This is a genomic window from Flammeovirga agarivorans, from assembly GCF_012641475.1.
In the GTDB taxonomy this organism is placed as follows: Bacteria; Bacteroidota; Bacteroidia; order Cytophagales; family Flammeovirgaceae; genus Flammeovirga; species Flammeovirga agarivorans.
This window is the reverse complement of the sequence record NZ_JABAIL010000003.1, coordinates 965,074-983,178: the sequence shown is the minus strand read 5'-3', so window position 1 is coordinate 983,178 and position 18,105 is coordinate 965,074. Positions and strand designations below refer to the sequence as shown.

At 32.4% G+C, this 18,105-nt stretch carries 14 protein-coding genes; 4 read left to right on the top strand and 10 right to left on the bottom strand.

The window, feature by feature from the left end; genetic code table 11:
- Nucleotides 1–8: 8 nt before the first annotated feature.
- Nucleotides 9–566, bottom strand: coding sequence for a sigma-70 family RNA polymerase sigma factor (locus HGP29_RS12685; RefSeq protein WP_168882780.1), 558 nt, complete (start codon nucleotides 564–566; stop codon nucleotides 9–11).
- A 115-nt stretch (nucleotides 567–681) separates the two neighbouring features.
- On the opposite strand from HGP29_RS12685, the gene HGP29_RS12680 reads away from it, so the two are divergent.
- Nucleotides 682–1,359, top strand: coding sequence for a protein phosphatase 2C domain-containing protein (locus tag HGP29_RS12680; RefSeq protein ID WP_168882779.1), 678 nt, complete (start codon nucleotides 682–684; stop codon nucleotides 1,357–1,359).
- Between the two features lie 265 nt (nucleotides 1,360–1,624).
- Entirely contained in the window at nucleotides 1,625–1,801 is a 177-nt protein-coding gene (locus tag HGP29_RS12675) for a hypothetical protein (RefSeq protein WP_168882778.1), read from the top strand.
- A gap of 123 nt (nucleotides 1,802–1,924) precedes the next feature.
- On the opposite strand, the gene HGP29_RS12670 is transcribed toward HGP29_RS12675, so the two are convergent.
- From HGP29_RS12670 to HGP29_RS12650, 5 genes are all read right to left on the bottom strand, one after another.
- Entirely contained in the window at nucleotides 1,925–2,887 is a 963-nt protein-coding gene (locus HGP29_RS12670; RefSeq protein ID WP_168882777.1) for a hypothetical protein, read from the bottom strand.
- Nucleotides 2,888–3,187: 300 nt separating this feature from the next.
- A complete protein-coding gene (locus HGP29_RS12665; protein ID WP_168882776.1) occupies nucleotides 3,188–4,150 on the bottom strand; it encodes a hypothetical protein in 963 nt (320 codons plus the stop codon).
- A 285-nt stretch (nucleotides 4,151–4,435) separates the two neighbouring features.
- On the bottom strand, nucleotides 4,436–5,398 hold the full coding sequence (locus tag HGP29_RS12660) for a hypothetical protein (RefSeq protein WP_168882775.1): 963 nt from the start codon (nucleotides 5,396–5,398) through the stop codon (nucleotides 4,436–4,438).
- Between the two features lie 267 nt (nucleotides 5,399–5,665).
- Nucleotides 5,666–6,634 (bottom strand): hypothetical protein, encoded by a 969-nt coding sequence (locus HGP29_RS12655; RefSeq protein WP_168882774.1) that lies wholly within the window; start codon nucleotides 6,632–6,634, stop codon nucleotides 5,666–5,668.
- A gap of 248 nt (nucleotides 6,635–6,882) precedes the next feature.
- A complete protein-coding gene (locus HGP29_RS12650; protein ID WP_211093283.1) occupies nucleotides 6,883–7,203 on the bottom strand; it encodes a hypothetical protein in 321 nt (106 codons plus the stop codon).
- A 516-nt stretch (nucleotides 7,204–7,719) separates the two neighbouring features.
- Between HGP29_RS12650 and HGP29_RS12645 the strand changes: the two genes are divergently transcribed.
- The gene (locus HGP29_RS12645) at nucleotides 7,720–12,405 is read left to right on the top strand and encodes a T9SS type A sorting domain-containing protein (RefSeq protein WP_168882772.1); all 4,686 of its coding nucleotides are present in this window, start codon (nucleotides 7,720–7,722) and stop codon (nucleotides 12,403–12,405) included.
- Nucleotides 12,406–12,478: 73 nt separating this feature from the next.
- Nucleotides 12,479–13,525 carry a TIGR03032 family protein gene (locus HGP29_RS12640; RefSeq protein WP_168882771.1) on the top strand — a complete coding sequence of 349 codons (1,047 nt, stop codon included), beginning with the start codon at nucleotides 12,479–12,481 and terminating at the stop codon, nucleotides 13,523–13,525.
- 21 nt (nucleotides 13,526–13,546) lie between these two features.
- On the opposite strand, the gene HGP29_RS12635 is transcribed toward HGP29_RS12640, so the two are convergent.
- The 4 genes from HGP29_RS12635 to HGP29_RS12620 form a co-directional block, all read right to left on the bottom strand.
- Nucleotides 13,547–14,218, bottom strand: a complete 672-nt coding sequence (locus HGP29_RS12635; RefSeq protein WP_168882770.1) for a M15 family metallopeptidase — start codon at nucleotides 14,216–14,218, stop codon at nucleotides 13,547–13,549.
- Nucleotides 14,219–14,324: 106 nt separating this feature from the next.
- Nucleotides 14,325–15,326 carry a type I glyceraldehyde-3-phosphate dehydrogenase gene (gene gap / locus HGP29_RS12630; protein ID WP_281616402.1) on the bottom strand — a complete coding sequence of 334 codons (1,002 nt, stop codon included), beginning with the start codon at nucleotides 15,324–15,326 and terminating at the stop codon, nucleotides 14,325–14,327.
- A gap of 355 nt (nucleotides 15,327–15,681) precedes the next feature.
- Nucleotides 15,682–16,314 (bottom strand): sigma-70 family RNA polymerase sigma factor, encoded by a 633-nt coding sequence (locus HGP29_RS12625; RefSeq protein ID WP_168882768.1) that lies wholly within the window; start codon nucleotides 16,312–16,314, stop codon nucleotides 15,682–15,684.
- A gap of 1,215 nt (nucleotides 16,315–17,529) precedes the next feature.
- Entirely contained in the window at nucleotides 17,530–18,054 is a 525-nt protein-coding gene (locus HGP29_RS12620) for a DUF7935 family protein (RefSeq protein ID WP_168882767.1), read from the bottom strand.
- Nucleotides 18,055–18,105: the final 51 nt, after the last annotated feature.

Genomic DNA, 18,105 nt, shown 5'->3' with positions numbered 1-18,105 from the left:
TATTCAAATCAAATATCACTCTTCATAAACTTCTTTAGCCAAGCCTTAGCAATTTTCCAATCGACTTCAACCGTTTTAATAGAAACGCCTAATTCATCTGCAATTTCTTGCATTTTAAAACCACCAAAGAATTTAAGTTCTACCACCTGTGCTTGGCGGGCATGTACTTTTTCTAGTTGTTCTAAACCTTCATGAATGTCAAGGATCATTCCCTCTTTTTCAGGAGTAAAAGCAATTCCTTCTTCTAGTTCTAAAGCATGGGCACCACCGCCTCTCTTTATTGCATTTTTTGTTCTAGCGTGTTGTGCTAAAATTCTACGGATAGCTTGAGCACCTACAGCAAAAAAATGTGATTTTCCTTGCCAATTGATATGATCTTGATCGACAAGATTCATGTAGGCTTCATTTACTAATAATGTAGGTTGTAGTGTATGGTCGCTTCTTTCTCTTCTAAATAGCTTTTCAGCAATATCATGCAGATTATTATAAACCAATGGATAAAGTTGGTCTTTGGCTTGGTGTAAATCAAGCTGATTAAGTAGTTGAGAGATTTCTTGTTTATTCATTTTAATATCCATTTCGTTTTAATTAAATCTAGTGTAATAAAATCAATTTTAAAATATTCTTTCATTACTAATAGGGGAAAAAGGAATAAAAAACCCTTATATAAATAAAAATAATATGAAGGTTTATTATAAAAAAGGAACATCACATGCTAACCATAACGAAGACGCCTATTTCTATAAGCACCTTAATGAAGATATTGTTTTGTTAGCTGTTATGGATGGATGTTCTTCAGGAAAAGAAGCATACTTCGCATCCACCTTATTTTCCAAGATCTTAAAGAAGATATCTTTGGGTATCCCTAACCAAACAGATTTATTGGGGGTTGATTTATTAGATAGCTATTCCCTTTCTTCATTAGGGTTACATATCACGCATTCCTTTTTTATTCAATTAAAGAGAATACAACAATCTTTATTATTAGAATATAGTGAATTGGCAAGTACTATATTATTGATGTTAGTAGATAAAAAACAAAAAAAAGTATGGGTATTGGTGGCAGGGGATGGTTATGTAATGATTGATCATCAACTTCAGTATTATGATTATAATAATAGACCTGATTATATCTGTTACCATTTATCTAACTCATATAAAGAATGGTTGCATGAACATACAGAAATATATGAAGCAACTTACCAGAATATTGTAGGCTTAAGTACAGATGGAGTCAAAGAAAAACTATCATTCCCTAATAAAATAAATAGAAGAGATATAGAGACTTTATTGGAAGATAAGGAAGTCCAATTTAAAGATGATGTAACTTTTTTAATTTTTTCTGACGAACCAAGGTGACATTTTAAAACATTAGATATAAGTGAGTAGGATAATAAACAAGGTAGTAATTAATATAATATTTAAAAGAAAGGAGGCATTGCTTCCTTTTTTTTGTTGATGCAAATCACCTATAAATGGTAATACAAATACTTAAAATAATTTTAATACTCTTCAGTTATTGCAAGAGTAAATTATATATCTGAATAAAAAGCATCCTTACTTCATAAGAAATGTATATTCAGAGTGTGTGTAAATCTAAATGAACGAACTTAACTAACATAAAATGAGTGAGAATGAAAAAATGTTTGGAGTGATCATCGCTTCAATCGTAGGATTATTAATGATCATTATTTTATTAGTCCCATTTAAAAGTGATGAAATAAAACAAACAAAGATTGTTGAAGAAAATCATTTAAATATAGAGGAGAATACTCATGTATTTCTCAGTAAAAGCCACTAACCATAAAAAAGAAAGCCATTCCAAATATTTATGGAATGGCTTCTATGTTCAATGAAAAATAGCGACTCAAAACTCTTTCATTATAATTTGTCACTACTCTTCAACTAATATCAAGTTTATTACTTAGTCTAACTCAACAACTTCATCGTCGATCACTAACTGAACGAATTGGAATTCCGAAGAAACGTCAGTGAAAGTAGGAGTGAAGTCACGGCTGATGTCGATAGCGATACCTTTAGAGATACCGTTTTCTAATTTGTAAGTATCATCTACAGCACCATCTAAGATCCATTTTTTGTCTTGAGGACCGAATACTCTTTCTCCTTGAGAGTTGTACTCGTTCGCTTCGATTTTAATGTGAACGTAAGCACCAGTTACAGCTTGTGTATCAGTGAAGTCAAAACCGATAGAGTACTCATTGTTAGGAGAGTGCTGCTCTACAGGGATACCGTCCACTTTTGCGATTTGCTTACCATTTTTATCAAACACAGTAAGTTCAGCAGCCAATCTCCAGTAAGAAGAAGGAGCATCAAAGCTGATACCGATAGCCATTCTACCGTTTTGAGGCATCATTACGAATGGCTCTAATACTGCAGCAGAGTTAATGTCTTGTGATTGTGTAGCAGATTCAAAGTTAACTACAGGCTCTCTTAATTCTCTCATATAATCAAGAACAGCATGTGCATTATCTTCTTTTAATTGAGAATTGTGGATAGCTGTACCTGTAGCGATTTGGTGACCAGCAGGGATAACCGCTGCATAGCTAGCAGAGAAATCAACGAAACCATAAGGTACAGACTTAATTGCTTTTTCTTGGAAGCTATAAGTACATCCTTCTACTACAGTACCGTCTTGAACAGCCTTAACAACAATATTAGATTCATCTATAGTAACGTCATCAGTTTCAATACCAGTTCTAGCATTAGAACCTGAAAAGATAAAGTCAGCAGGTAATGATTCTAATCTTGGAGCAACAGCTACATTTTCTTGATTAGATGAAGTGGATAATGTTTCTTGAGGGTTACATGAAGATACCCCGAATGCGAATGAAGCAGCTCCTAATACTGCTAAAAGTTGATTTCTCATTATTGTACTATTTTCTATTGAATTTTGTTATTTTTGTATCTTTTATTTTCTTGATACATGATTATTTAACGGGGTATATTCTATTTATATGTGTAAAAAATAGTTGTCATTATTCAAAAAATATCTTTCTTATATTTACTAGATATTTTATGAAAAACTCTACTTATATTTTCAATCTAAATAAAAAAAGCCAACCTATAAAATAGGCTGGCTTAGGAGTTCAATAAAAAATAGCGACTAAACATACTCGGGTTTAGTCGCCTATTTATAAAGAAATTCTTTTTTATAATAAGGACTAACTTAGTCTAACTCAACAACTTCATCGTCGATTACTAACTGAACGAATTGGAATTCCGAAGAAACGTCAGTGAAAGTAGGAGTGAAGTCACGGCTGATGTCGATAGCGATACCTTTAGAGATACCGTTTTCTAATTTGTAAGTATCATCTACAGCACCATCTAAGATCCATTTTTTGTCTTGAGGACCGAATACTCTTTCTCCTTGAGAGTTGTACTCGTTCGCTTCGATTTTAATGTGAACGTAAGCACCAGTTACAGCTTGTGTATCAGTGAAGTCAAAACCGATAGAGTACTCATTGTTAGGAGAGTGCTGCTCTACAGGGATACCGTCCACTTTTGCGATTTGCTTACCATTTTTATCAAACACAGTAAGTTCAGCAGCCAATCTCCAGTAAGAAGAAGGAGCATCAAAGCTGATACCGATAGCCATTCTACCGTTTTGAGGCATCATTACGAATGGCTCTAATACTGCAGCAGAGTTAATGTCTTGTGATTGTGTAGCAGATTCAAAGTTAACTACAGGCTCTCTTAATTCTCTCATATAATCAAGAACAGCATGTGCATTATCTTCTTTTAATTGAGAATTGTGGATAGCTGTACCTGTAGCGATTTGGTGACCAGCAGGGATAACCGCTGCATAGCTAGCAGAGAAATCAACGAAACCATAAGGTACAGACTTAATTGCTTTTTCTTGGAAGCTATAAGTACATCCTTCTACTACAGTACCGTCTTGAACAGCCTTAACAACAATATTAGATTCATCTATAGTAACGTCATCAGTTTCAATACCAGTTCTAGCATTAGAACCTGAAAAGATAAAGTCAGCAGGTAATGATTCTAATCTTGGAGCAACAGCTACATTTTCTTGATTAGATGAAGTGGATAATGTTTCTTGAGGGTTACATGATGTTGCACCGAAAGCTAATGATGCTGCACCTAAAACAACTAGTAAATGATTTTTCATAATTTGTATTTTTTGTATATTACTTTAAGTAGTGTCAGAAATTATAATATCTGTTTCCTGACTTCATTATACCTTAACGGAGTATTTTAGAAGCGAATGTGTATCATATAGCTATCGATATATATATAATAACTATCTTATATTTATTAAACTATTTTTATACTACTTACTGATAATGAGGATTCTTTTTCTTCAATTATATAATCAATCCAAAAAGATTTTGAGTATAAAAAAAGAGCCAGCATATTATATATACTGACTCTGTGATGTGTGTTTCTTAATGATCTAGTTTAACTCAACTACTTCATCTTCGATAACTAACTGAATGAACTGGAACTGAGTTGCAACATTAGTGATTGTTGGAGTGAAATCACGGCTGATGTCGATAGCAAGACCTTTAGAAAGACCATTTTCTAATTGTAATCTTTCATCAACTTTACCATCTAAAATCCACTTCTTATCTTCTGGACCAAATACTCTTTCACCTTGAGAGTTGTACTCATTTGCCTCAATTTTAATGTGAATATAAGCACCTGTTTCTGCTTGAAGGTCAGTAAAGTCGAAACCAATAGAATACTCGTTGTTTGGAGAGTGTTGTTCTACAGGAAGACCATCTACTTTAGCAATTTGAACACCGTTTTTATTGAAAACAACGATTTCAGCTGCTAATTTCCAGTAAGATGATGGAGCATCAAAGCTGATACCTACTGCCATTCTACCATTGTGTGGCATTAATACAAATGGATCTAAGATAGTAGATGAGTTAACATCATGAGATTGTATTTCTGATTCAAATTGAACCACTGGCTCTCTTAGTTCTCTCATATAATCAAGAACTGCATGAGCATTATCTTCTTTTAGTTCTGAGTTATGAATTACTTTTCCGTAAGCGATCTCGTGGTCTGCAGGGATTACTGCATCATATTGTGCATAGAAATCAACTAAACCGTAAGGTACATTATTAATAACGCTTGCTTCAGGATCGAATGCAGCACCTTTTACAGCTGTACCGCCTTGAGAAATCACTACTTCAATATTACTATTATTGATAGTTACATCGTCAGTTTCTTGTCCGTTAGTTCTTAAATTACTTTCTGAGAAAATTACTTCTGCAGGTAATTCACTAACGCGAGGTGTGACGGCTACTTCTTCTGAGGTATTTGTTGATAAATTTTCTTGTGGGTTACAAGATGTAGCAGCGATTGCTAAAGAAGCAACGCCTAGTGATACTAGAATTTGTTTTTTCATAATAAATTTGTTTGCCCTATTTAGTAGGTCAATTTTGATGATTAAATTAATTCTACGGCGTAATTATTTGCCGTAAAACTTCAATCATAAACGATAGTAATTGTGTTTAATTTATATGAAAAATGTCTACAGATTTTAGAATTATGATTTTGAAATTATATCTCAATTCTAATATGATTCTTATGTCATTTTAAAGTGTTGACATATAGTATTTTATGATTTAAATGAAAAGGGTGCATAAATTGAATTACACACCCTCTAAATTTTTTAATCAAGATTTACTTCTTCATCGTCAATGACCAATTGTACAAATTGAAACTCTGCATTTAAGTCAGTAATAGTTGGAGTAAATTTCTCATCAATATTAATAGCGTACCCTTTTGCAATACCATTAGCAATTGAATAAGCTCCATCAATTGATCCATCTAGAATCCATTGTTTATCATTAGGGCCGTTTACTCTTTCTCCATTTGAATTTAATTCAATCACTTTAATCTTTAAGTAAGTATATGCACCTGAAACTGCTTGTAAGTCAGTATAATCAAAACCTAGATTGTATCTATCTTCACCACCTACTTCATCTTCTGGAATACCTTCTACTTTACCAATTTGTTCACCATTCTTATTGTAAACAACAAACTCAGCATCAAGTCTCCAGAATTCTGAAGGTGCGTCAAGGTGAATACCAAAAGAAATTCTTCCGTTTTGAGGCATCATGACAAATGGATCTAACTGAGTTGTACTGTTAACATCTTGAGTTTGTGTTGCTGACAAAAAGTTAACTATTGGCTCTCTTGAATCACGAACATAATCTAATGCGGCTTGAGCAGTATTTTCTGAAAGAATATGAGAATCAATTCCCATACCTAGTTCAGGCGTATGATCTGCAGGAATAACAGCATCATAATCAGCATAAAATTGATCCATACCATAAGGAACATTCATTAAAGTTTGAGTATTGGCATCATAATAATAGCCCGAAGGAATCTTACCATTTTGAGATGCATATACATTAATATGACTATTATCGATAGTAACATCATCAGTACGAGTATCACCAACTGTTCTTTTATTACTATTCTCGAATGTGAATTCTGCTTGAATACCTGAGGTGGATGGAACTGTATTATTTTGTTCTGAGGTTGTTGAAGTGGATAAATTTTCCTGAGGGTTACATGAAACAGCACCCATTGCTAAAGAAACTACGCTTAATCCGATAAGTAAATTATTTTTCATTGTGTTTATTATTTTTTGTAACAGCTTCGTTGCTGAGTACAGGATTAATAAACGCCAATCGTGAGGGGGAGCTCTTTAAAAAAAAGTTTGAAGTTTTTAAAAAAAACAGCTTATAAAAAAAGGGTAATCTCTGTATGAGAAAACCCCTTAGTTTTTTTACTGTACTTCATTGAGTATATAATTACTTCAATTGATACAGTATTGACTGATTATGAACTATGATTGAATATATAATTAGGAATTGATAATTAATCTATTTCGGATATTGGTTGTTTATCATAAGAAACAACATATCCTTCAAACATCTCGGCTGTTTCTTCCATAAAGTCTTTACGTATATCTTTAAAACAAAAATGTTCAATTTTTTTGATGGCAACTTCTATATAATTAACCGTTAGTACGGATTCGAATTGAGCATAGATATCTCTATGGTCAATATGAATATCTTGTGATAGTTCTTGAGTGAATCCCTCATTATGAAATTCAGTTGAACAAGAAATACAAAATACTGAAAGCACTAAAATAGCAATTGTAATAAATAACTTATTGTACATGGTAATTATGGTCATAGTAGGCCTGTATTATCAACAGGTTGTTTCAAAAAATATAGACTTCTAAAATTCTAAATGACAAGCATTTTATATTTTATCTGAGTTATATAAGAAAACGATTTTTTTATGACTATACCTTTTATAATTTGGTTACTTGATTTCATATTTCAACTATTTGAATGAATATTCACCTTTAATTGCTCATTATAATCAACTACTGTAGTTCTATGTTTTTGCAAATAACTTTCAACATTATATAGAATAAGTACAAGAACGATCATCATGTTATAAAACAACTTCTCTTTTTATCATTCAAATAAAGCTACTAACAGAAATCCATGTCAATATTTCACTTGGGAGTTGGTTGCTTGTGAGAATCGTTCATTTTTGTATTGTTAGCCCATATTTTCATCTATTCTATTAATAGAATGTAATGCTTCTATTTCACTTTTGTAATGGTTTGTAACGCCTTTTGCAATAAGAATATTTGAAATAATCTACTAGTTGCAGTCACTTTTTATAAAATCTGTAACTATGAAATATTCTATAACTCATTCGCGACTTATAAGGAAGATCAGGAGAAAGAAAGAACAATTGTCTCATCTACTTCATTCAACAAGATATCGTTTTCAAAAGATTAAATCTTTACAAAATGAATTAAATCAGTTGACTAGGCAAGGCCAAAAGAAATTAAAATATACATTGGGTATATTGAGTATATCCGCATTTATGGGACAATATTCTTTTGCTCAAAATATTGAAAAGACTATGTTTCATAAGCCAGTTCCTTTTCATGAGTGGCAAGGTTTTCAGGCGATAGCTATTGGGAGTTCTACATTTTTAAAACCTGATTTAGTAGATATTGATGGGGATGGAGATTTTGATTTATTTTTAGGAAATCATAAGGGATTATTATTTTATGAGAACAAAGGAGACCGAAGTAATCCAATTTTTACAAAAGAGGATGCTCAATGGGAGCCTTTTAATTTTCAAAAGCCATTTGATAATCCAGCATTGGAGACATCTTTTGTTGATCTAGACGATGATGGAGATTACGACTTACTATGTTCAGTATATGAATATGGAGATGTGTATTATTATGAAAATGTTGGTGATAAAGAAAACCCCGATTTTAAAACACCTGTAAAGAGTCCCTTTGGTTTTGAAAATCCAGCTAATAACCCATTCGAATATTCGACTAATTCTACCGATATTATTGATTTAGATAATGATGGAGACTATGATATTGTATCTGTAGATTATTATGGAGATTTCTTTTTTTATGAGAATGTTGGGGATAAGAAAAACCCTTCTTTTTTGGAACCTGTAAAAAATGATCTTGGTCTTCAGGTAGGAGACCACTTAAATTCTAATTGGGAGGGTAATATTGTCTTTAATGATATTGATAGAGATGGAGACCTAGATATTTTTGTCGGTACTTGGTCTAAGAATACTGTTTTCTATGAAAATCAAGGAAGTAGCTGTAATCCAACTTTTGGTGCTGAAATTATTGATCCCTTTCAGCTATCTTATGAGAAAGATATCAGAAGAGAAGCACTGACTTTTGCAGATTTAGACGGTGATGGACAAGATGAGTTACTATTAGCAGGAACAGGAGATTTTGAATTGTATTATTATGATATCGACCAACTTACACCTAGTTTAGATGGTTTAGTAGGTTGTGCAATTGATACCCTAATTCAAATAAGTACATGTAATTCATTCGATTTTAATGGTAAAAATTATTCTAAATCAGGTAACTATATCGATACTCTAGTATCCTTATCAGGAGAAGATAGTATAGTGGGCTTAGAGCTTCATATTGGCTCTATAACTGCAGATGTTAAAGAGTTTGATGATTACCTTATGGCAGAGCAAGAAAATGCTACCTACCAATGGTACAGGTCATTACATAATGGACAAATAAAATTAGACGGAGAAACTAAACAATATTTTATACCTGAAGTTCCTGGTGATTATTTTGTGTCAATTACAAATGAAAACTGTGAACAGACATCAGATACAAAGCAAATAGAGCAATCTCTATTAAAAGTAGAAAGTTTTCCTCAACGTTATTCTGGTAAAACAAACGGTTTTGGCCATTTTGATCAAAAGCATCCGATTAGATCGAGTAATTATATGTCAAAAAATTACAGTTCTAAGACTAGGTTTTCCTACGATATTGTAGCTGATGAGCAATTAATGATTGTAAGTGAACCGTTAGATGATTTTGATTCATTATCAGTGAATTATGTACAAGTAGGTTCAATTTCTACCTATATTAAAAAAGAAGATCAATGGGTTTTTCAAGAGAAAATATATGCTCCACATTATAAAGACGATGTCAATCAGTTTGGTAGAGCTATAGCTATGAGTGATGAATATGTTATTGTGGGAGCACCGAGTGTGTATTTTCCTTCAAATTCTGAATATTTTGCTCATCGCGGAGCTGTATTTATCTATAAAAGGAATAATGATAATACCCTGACATTCCATCAGTCCATTATTTGTCCTACAAACCAAAAATATAGTAGCTATTTTGGTAGAACTGTTCAGGTAGATGGAGATGTATCTGTAATTGGTGGAGAGAAATATACTTACATCTACAGGTATAATATTGCAACTACTTTATGGGAGCTTGAAAAGACATTAGAACTAAATACTAGAACAACTGAAATTGGCATCTCAGAAGATCAAATTACGCTTGTATCTAATGATGTATTAGTATATCATTATTCAAATGGCGTTTGGTCTGAAGTTCAAAAAATAATTCCTCCTTCTGGTAAAATCTATCGAGCAGAGATAGATAATAACCAAATGATTCTTTCATTGAACTCATTAACCAATGAAAAAGGTGAAGTCTCCTTATATCATCTGAAGGAAAACCATCAATGGGAGAAAGAATGGGAATTTGTGTTACCTGAAGAGGATAGCCCACAAAATAATTATGGGTATTATGTTCAAATCAAGGGTGATTATGCATTGATAAGTTCGAAAACAGAAGATCACTACCTGATGAATGGTAAAAAAGCACATTTCCCGGATGTTCATTTATTTCATAAATCTAATTCAACTTGGAAATATCATCAGGCATTGGTTTATGAACATGATAGTACAGCATCTCCTGTAGCAAGAATAGAATTAACAGAGAACGAAATCTTAATAGGTGCCTACAATAAAGATATTATCAATCGTTTTACTTTAGATCAAGTACAATCATGGGAGTATAGAAACCTTGACTGTGGTGCAACATATTTTGCAGACTCTTTAATTACTTATGCACCCCAAGATATTTATGAGGAAAGTTACCACCTCGGAATAATGGGTTTACCTCAAAACATTTATCATGAAAGGGTAGAAGCGATTGATGAGTATTTATTTGACGATAATATTAAGTTGACTGAGACTGGGCATTACATGTTTACTTTAGAAAATACTTTGGGTTGTGACAGTATTGTATCATTAGATTTAATGATTTATAAAGAGGAACCCTCAGGTCAAAATTGTGCAAATGCAGTAGCAGTACAAGAAGGTAATTATTATAAAGTGAGTGTTGATGATGAATACTCCTACTATACTTATACAGCTCAGGAGAGTGGGATATTGAAAGTTTCAACTTGTGACTTATCGGAAGAAGAAGTTATTATCGAATTTTATGATAATTGTGACCTGATTATTGAGAAATCTATAGATAAATGTGGTGACGGAGGGACATACATTGAATCAACATTATCAAAAGGCGACCAAGTATTATTCCGTATGAATAATGAGGATGTAGGAGAAGATTTCTTTTTCGAAGTTACGTTCACTGAAAGATGTTTTGTCAAATCTAATAGAATCAATACTATGCAATCGGCAGATTGTAATACCCCAATAGATATAGTAGATGGTTTTTTCAAAGTTAATACAGAAACGGGGAGTAGTTGGTATCGTTATGAAGCATCTGAAAAAGGAGAATTATCCTTGTCAACAGTTAACTTAACCTATGAGGATACTAAAATAGAGATCTATACAGATTGTAATACAATGCTTACATCAAATGATGATTTCTCCCATCTACAGAGTCAAATTGTCTACAACATGGAAGAAGGAGAAAGTATCTTAATCCATATGTCTGATCAATACATTAGAAAAGATTATATTTTTTCTCTAGTCTTTGCACCAACTGAATGTGACGAAGCGGTTGTACTTAACCCAGAAACAGAACTACAAATGACAAACATCGTTGAATTGGTGAAACTAGAAGCAGATAAAGATGGAGACATGATGATTTCTACTTCTCAAATGGGTGCAGATTTCATAATTTATGATGACAACTGTAGAAGCTCTATTGTTGCAACTACTTGTAATGCGGATGAAAAAATAGTGAACCTTCAAGTGAATAAAGGCGATGTATTCTTTTTCGAGAGAAATAATGAGATTGACTTTAATTTAAAGTATGAGGTGGTAACAAATACAAAATCTTGTTCTCCAATAGTTGAAAATATGTATATCAGTAGTTGTGATTATTATGTGTATCAAGGAGATACAATTGCAGCAACAGGAGATTACCAATATATCACACAAAGTACTGAAGGGTATGACAGCTTGATAACAATAGTCAACTTTTCCATAAAAGAAGATTGTGCTGAAAAATGTGAGATCTATAAATATGAGTCTCAAACAACATGTAGTTCTTTTGAATGGAGAAATCAGGTAATAGAACATTCAGGAGTATATTTTGATACCACATTCAATGAATGCAATACAATTTATCAGTTGAATGCAGTTATTACATCCTCGATACAAATGGATACCATAAAATTAGAAGAATGTGAACCCTTTCAGTTAGGTAACCTAAGTATCACAACATCTGGCATTTTTTCAGATACTCTTTATTATGAATCTGGATGTGATAGTGTTATACATACCTACAATATAACTATACTTGACAGTTTGGAGTGTAATGATACTGTAGCAGCAGCTGAAAATATATCAGAAGTTCATATCAATGTTTTTCCTATTCCAACAAAAGAAAAAGTCAATATACAATTACCTAAAACTGTAAATAAACTTGTTATAAATGTTTATACCATTGATGGGCAAAGCAGAAGCAACGCAATTTTTTACAATACCAATAAAGGATTTATTAAAATACCTGGAGAGCGTGGTATATATTTATTGTACTTGTATTGTGATAATCAAAAGTATCCAATTGTACAAAAAGTCATCAAAAACTAAATTGAAATAAGGACCGATATATTATTCCCTATCATAATATTTTATGGTAGGGGATCATTTTAATATATACAATATGAAACCTTTTGCATGTCATTACTCTCCACAAGTACCCGAGTTACTTCATAAGTTGGGTTGTACAATTGCCCTCTCAACGTATCAAGCAGGCAAACTAATCTATCTTTCTTCAGAAAATGGAACGGTAATACATCAACTACCGCGTACATTTGATAAGCCGATGGGTATTGGTTTAAATCATGATGCATCAAAAATTGCTCTGGCATGTAAAGATGAAGTGATGATTTTTTCTAATTCGAAAGAATTGGCAAAACATTATCCGAAGAAAACAAATCAGTATGATGCTATGTATCTGCCACGGGTATCATACAAAACCAACTTTTTGGATATCCATGATATCGAATTTGGTGATGATGGTATTTATGGAATTAATACTTTATTCTCTTGTGTAATGAAACTTTCTGAAGAATTTAGTTTTGAGGAATATTGGAAGCCCAAGTTTATAACTGAATTAGTTTCAGAAGATAGATGCCACCTTAATGGAATGGCATTAGAAAATGGGAAACCAAAATATGTCACATGTTTTAATAATGGAAATACTTTTCAGAGTTGGAGAGATCAACTTATCAATCATGGGAGTATTTTAGATGTTGATACAAATGAGGTGGTTAACAATACCCTTTCAATGCCTCATTCCCCGAGGTTGATTAAGAATCAAATGATTGTATTAGAAAGTGCGAAAGGATATCTATCTCATATTGAATTAAGTAATGGTAAGAAACAGGTTTTATTAGAATTAGGAGGTTTTGTGAGAGGTATGGATCATATAGGCGATTATTTATTTGTAGGATTATCTAGGTTAAGAGAAAATTCATCATCATTTAAAAAACTAATTCCTTATTTAAGTAGAAACCGTTCAGGGCTAATCATCATTCACTTACCTACCTTATCAGTTCAAGGTGAAATCATTTACCAAAACTCCGTTTATGAAATTTATGATTTGAAAATTTTGAGAGGAATAACAAAGCCTAATATTCTTAGCGATAAAAATGAAGAAAGTAAAAAGGCTGTCACCACTCAAAGTGCGTCTTATTGGGCAAAGTAGCTAAAGTGAAATTTGTGTAAGCTATATGTGTCCAAAGACGGCTTGTAACCTATTGATTTCAGATTGGTATTGGTAGTTCCAAGTGCACCTAAACCAGTAAGCGGCGTCAGCTCCAACGTATCTCCAATGCCATGATTCTTTTCTTATGTATGATCCTGTACGGAAAAAGTAAGTAGGAATCCATCCATAATCAGCACCATACTTCAACATCCATAAGAACAATTTAGTATTTTCTCCACAATAATGAATATCCATTGTAGTAAGCAAATGGTGTTCAGAATATCCTGGATTTTCTGCAACCTTTGGCCCATGTTTATGAAAAACATATTCCTGTGTACTCTTATTTCTATAGGAAGAACGAATATTTATATTGATGCCATCTCGAAGTGCTTTAGAACGCATTTCCTGATATGAATGGAAGGCAGGTTCTAATAGTTTGTTTTTATCGATGTCAACATATTTATATCCTTTAATATTGATGTAATCTAAGTAGTTAAAAGGAACACCAATAGGAAGGTCCATGAAATCGTAGTATATGTATTTCGGGTTAATATCTACACCTTCTTTTATTGCTATAAATGTACTAAGATTAACTCTGTAGTTCCAGTGTTTCTTCTTGATTTGATCATCACATTCTTGTGCGAATGAATGAGTAGAGACAAAAAATAAGAGTAAGTGAAAAAAGTATCTCATAGGTCATTAAAAAATTGAAACACAAGTTTGGAGAATATTTTTGATAAAAAAAAGGGGAAACCCGAAGATTTCCCCTTTAATATTAAGACTTGTGTCTCTCTACAAATTAAGCATTGTAGATGTGAGCAACAAGGTCAAGAACTTTGTTAGAGTATCCGATTTCGTTGTCATACCAAGATACAACTTTAACGAAAGTATCAGTAAGAGCGATACCAGCGTTAGCATCAAATACTGAAGTTTGAGTTTCACCGATGAAGTCGTTAGAAACAACCATATCCTCAGTGTAACCAAGAACACCTGCTAATTCACCTTCTGATGCTTCTTTCATAGCAGCACAGATTTCTTCGTAAGTAGCAGCTTTTTCTAAGTTTACTGTTAAGTCAACTACAGAAACATCTGGAGTTGGAACACGGAATGCCATACCAGTAAGTTTTCCGTTTAATTCAGGAATAACTTTACCTACTGCTTTAGCTGCACCAGTAGAAGAAGGGATGATGTTTTGACCAGCACCACGTCCACCTCTCCAGTCTTTCATTGAAGGACCGTCAACTGTCTTTTGTGTAGCAGTTGTAGCGTGAACTGTAGTCATTAAACCGTCTTTGATACCCCACTTGTCGTTAAGAACTTTAGCGATAGGAGCTAAACAGTTAGTAGTACAAGAAGCGTTAGAAACGATATCTTGACCAGCATATTCTTTGTTGTTTACACCCATAACGAACATTGGAGTTGCGTCTTTAGAAGGAGCAGACATAACTACTTTCTTAGCACCTGCAGTGATGTGCTTACGAGCAGTTTCGTCAGTTAAGAATAAACCAGTTGATTCAACTACAACCTCAGCGCCTACTGCGTCCCACTTTAAATCTTCTGGGTTACGCTCAGCAGTAACACGTACAGTTTTACCGTTAACAACTAAGTTACCGTCAACGATTTCAACAGTACCGTTAAAACGTCCGTGAGTTGAATCATATTTTAACATGTAAGCCATGTACTCAACATCAATAAGGTCGTTAATACCTACTACTTCAATATCTTCTCTTTCTACAGAAGCACGAAATACGAAACGTCCGATACGGCCAAACCCGTTGATACCTACTTTAATTGCCATAATTTTATTATAAAATATTAAATTAATAAATAATTCTTCTAAAAAATCGAAGTGTAGATGTGTGAGAGTCTTATGTTCTAAGTCGTTCTAAAAATCTACATTGCAAACCTACATTAGATGTTGATTTTAAGGAATGATATTTATCATTATTTGACGGCAATTTTGAGCAAATTCATAAAAAATAAAAGTGTACTAAATACCTTTAAGTCAGTATATTATTCAGAAAAAAAAGAGGATTACATAATAATAATTCTGTAATCCTCTAATATTGAATATAATGTCTATATTTATTGATATGTTAATAAGTTTTATGTGATGCAAAAGTGTTGTAGTTACCGTTTTTCCTCGCTTATACTTATTAACGATATTTTTTTCCTTTTTTTATCGATTCCGACTTTTTATTGCCAAAAATGAAGTCAACTAGGCTTCCAACCTCACCATCTTTATTGGCTTGTTGGAATTTTTTGAAAAGTTGAAAATGCTTTTCTGGGTCAACATTGAACTTATCCTTTCCTTCTTCTAGTTTCAGTTTTGATCGATGAAATAATTGTCTACAATGATCGGCTTTCTTTTTAGCGATTTCAGTGATCTCATTATAGTTTAAATTAAATGCTTCCTTAAGAAGGTATACTCCCAATTCAGCATCATTTAATTTCTTCATCATATTCTTAAGTCCTTCTGATAATTCAGTAGCTTTATCATTAGACCAATTTTCTATAGGATCGAAGTGAAAGTTATTAGTAATGTTAGACCAATTGTCAACTAGGTGTTCCTTTTTTCTTTTCAGTGCTTCTAAATGATTTAAACAAGTATTTGTAATTGTTCTGATCAGATAGTTCTTAATATCTTCAATCTTTGAGAGATCAACTCTCATGATTTTTAAGAAGGTTTCTTGCACCATGTCTTCGGCATCGCTTGCAACACCGAGGATTCTGTACGCTACAGCATATAATAATGGTCTGTATTCTGTGATAGCTTGTTCAGCTGACATAAGGTTACAAGTGATAGTTTAAAAATTAAGTAATCGAATTAAATAATTACTTGGCATATCTTATTTAGCCGCAATTTAGTAAAAACTTTACGGGAAAAGGCAATTAAAAAAGGAATAAATACAATTTCTAACGTTTTTTTCATCTCCCCTTAACATGCTGATAATCAAAATCATTAAGTGAATAAATATTCACTTAAAATGTACAAGACAAAAAAAGAGTCAGAAGAAACTTCCAACTCTTTTATCATAACCCAAAAACTAACTATTACTCTTTTCTTTTATATTTTTAAATCAGGTTTAACTGATTGATTTTGTCTATCTTATATACATATTAACGTTGTGAATTTACCTTAGTTTCAGTGAGAGAGTTAATAGAGTTTAATAAATGAATTATTATTCACATATGATTTTTGGCTATAAAAAAAGAGCCTCTGGAAACCAGAAGCTCTTTTTCATAACCCAAAAACTAACTATTACTCTTTCTTTCTATATTTTGAAATCAGTGTAAAACTGATTGTAATTTCTTAATTGTTATATCTTAAAAAACGCAAATGAAGTTGTTAAGGTTTAGGAGTTTTGGTTAATGGGATTTAATGTTTTTTAGGGTGTAAAGTAGGGTATAAAAAAAGAGCCTCTGGAAACCAGAAGCTCTTTTTCATAACCCAAAAACTAACTATTACTCTTTCTTTCTATATTTTGAAATCAGTGTAAAAACTGATTGTAATTTCTTAATTGATATACCTTAAAAAACGCAAATGAAGTTGTTAAGGTTTAGGAGTTTTGGTTAATGGAATTTAATGTTTTGCAGTAATAAATTTAGGGTAAAAAAAAAGGAGCCTCCAGAAACCAGAAGCTCTTTTCATAACCCAAAAACTAACTATTACTCTTTCTTTCTATATTTTTAAACCGGTGTAAAACCGATTGTATTTTCTTGACTTATATCAATTTAAACGTCATTTGTTTTTTCTCGTTACACCCTTTTCGTTAACGGTGGTAAACAAGAGTCGTTATTACAAAAAAAAGAGCTAGAAGAAACTTCTAACTCTTTTTCATAACCCAAAAACTAACTATTACTCTTAATCTTATATATCTTTAACTCATTAATAAATGAGTGATTTGTCTTTTTTTGTTGACACAAATATACATTGAAATCACGTTATGAGTTTAAAGAATTCATTTAACAAAACGTAATGCTAATTAATGAGTGTAAATTTCTTAGAATAAGTGACTTACCTCAGATTTTAATTGAGTCAATGCCACATCAACAGGAGAACTTTCTTGTTGTAAGCTTTGTTCTAGTAAGGTTTTCGCTAAATCAAAACCTGTCGATTTATCCCCCAAAGACTTTGCAACTTGGTTGATAAATGAAATTTCTTCTTCCTTAGCTCCTCTAATCATTTCCCAAAGTTCATTGGATACATAGATCTGTTGAGATAAGTTATGATTGAATTCTTCTTTTATGGTTAATACTAAGGCATGTTGTAACGTTACAACGTCCATTACTGAATAATCAACTCTATCTAAAAGTTCTCTGTATGAGATCCTTTCAAGAAATAAAGCCAAACGCTCAAAGGCTTGTAATCTCAATGGCAATGTTTGTTCTAGTTGATTACCCTTATATTTTATAGATAGGCTATCATATTCCTTTTGTAAAAACATCTTTACAATAAAATATGCTCCATATAGTACAGCCCCCGCAGGGATTGTCATTTTAAGTAAATCTAAAAAGTCTGTTGTCATCTTTAATAACTTTATTTATTGCATGCAACATTACAAAAAAATAGTCATAAA

What these genes read in the sequence shown, in the direction of transcription:
- HGP29_RS12670 (WP_168882777.1), bottom strand. Translation starts at nt 2,887, where the DNA reads ATGAGAAATCAACTTTTAGCAGTATTAGGAGCTGCTTCATTCGCATTC.
- HGP29_RS12660 (WP_168882775.1), bottom strand. Translation starts at nt 5,398, where the DNA reads ATGAAAAAACAAATTCTAGTATCACTAGGCGTTGCTTCTTTAGCAATC.
- HGP29_RS12665 (WP_168882776.1), bottom strand. Translation starts at nt 4,150, where the DNA reads ATGAAAAATCATTTACTAGTTGTTTTAGGTGCAGCATCATTAGCTTTC.
- HGP29_RS12685 (WP_168882780.1), bottom strand. Translation starts at nt 566, where the DNA reads ATGAATAAACAAGAAATCTCTCAACTACTTAATCAGCTTGATTTACAC.
- HGP29_RS12645 (WP_168882772.1), top strand. Translation starts at nt 7,720, where the DNA reads ATGAAATATTCTATAACTCATTCGCGACTTATAAGGAAGATCAGGAGA.
- HGP29_RS12650 (WP_211093283.1), bottom strand. Translation starts at nt 7,203, where the DNA reads ATGACCATAATTACCATGTACAATAAGTTATTTATTACAATTGCTATT.
- HGP29_RS12640 (WP_168882771.1), top strand. Translation starts at nt 12,479, where the DNA reads ATGAAACCTTTTGCATGTCATTACTCTCCACAAGTACCCGAGTTACTT.
- HGP29_RS12675 (WP_168882778.1), top strand. Translation starts at nt 1,625, where the DNA reads ATGAGTGAGAATGAAAAAATGTTTGGAGTGATCATCGCTTCAATCGTA.
- HGP29_RS12620 (WP_168882767.1), bottom strand. Translation starts at nt 18,054, where the DNA reads ATGACAACAGACTTTTTAGATTTACTTAAAATGACAATCCCTGCGGGG.
- HGP29_RS12655 (WP_168882774.1), bottom strand. Translation starts at nt 6,634, where the DNA reads ATGAAAAATAATTTACTTATCGGATTAAGCGTAGTTTCTTTAGCAATG.
- HGP29_RS12680 (WP_168882779.1), top strand. Translation starts at nt 682, where the DNA reads ATGAAGGTTTATTATAAAAAAGGAACATCACATGCTAACCATAACGAA.
- HGP29_RS12625 (WP_168882768.1), bottom strand. Translation starts at nt 16,314, where the DNA reads ATGTCAGCTGAACAAGCTATCACAGAATACAGACCATTATTATATGCT.
- HGP29_RS12635 (WP_168882770.1), bottom strand. Translation starts at nt 14,218, where the DNA reads ATGAGATACTTTTTTCACTTACTCTTATTTTTTGTCTCTACTCATTCA.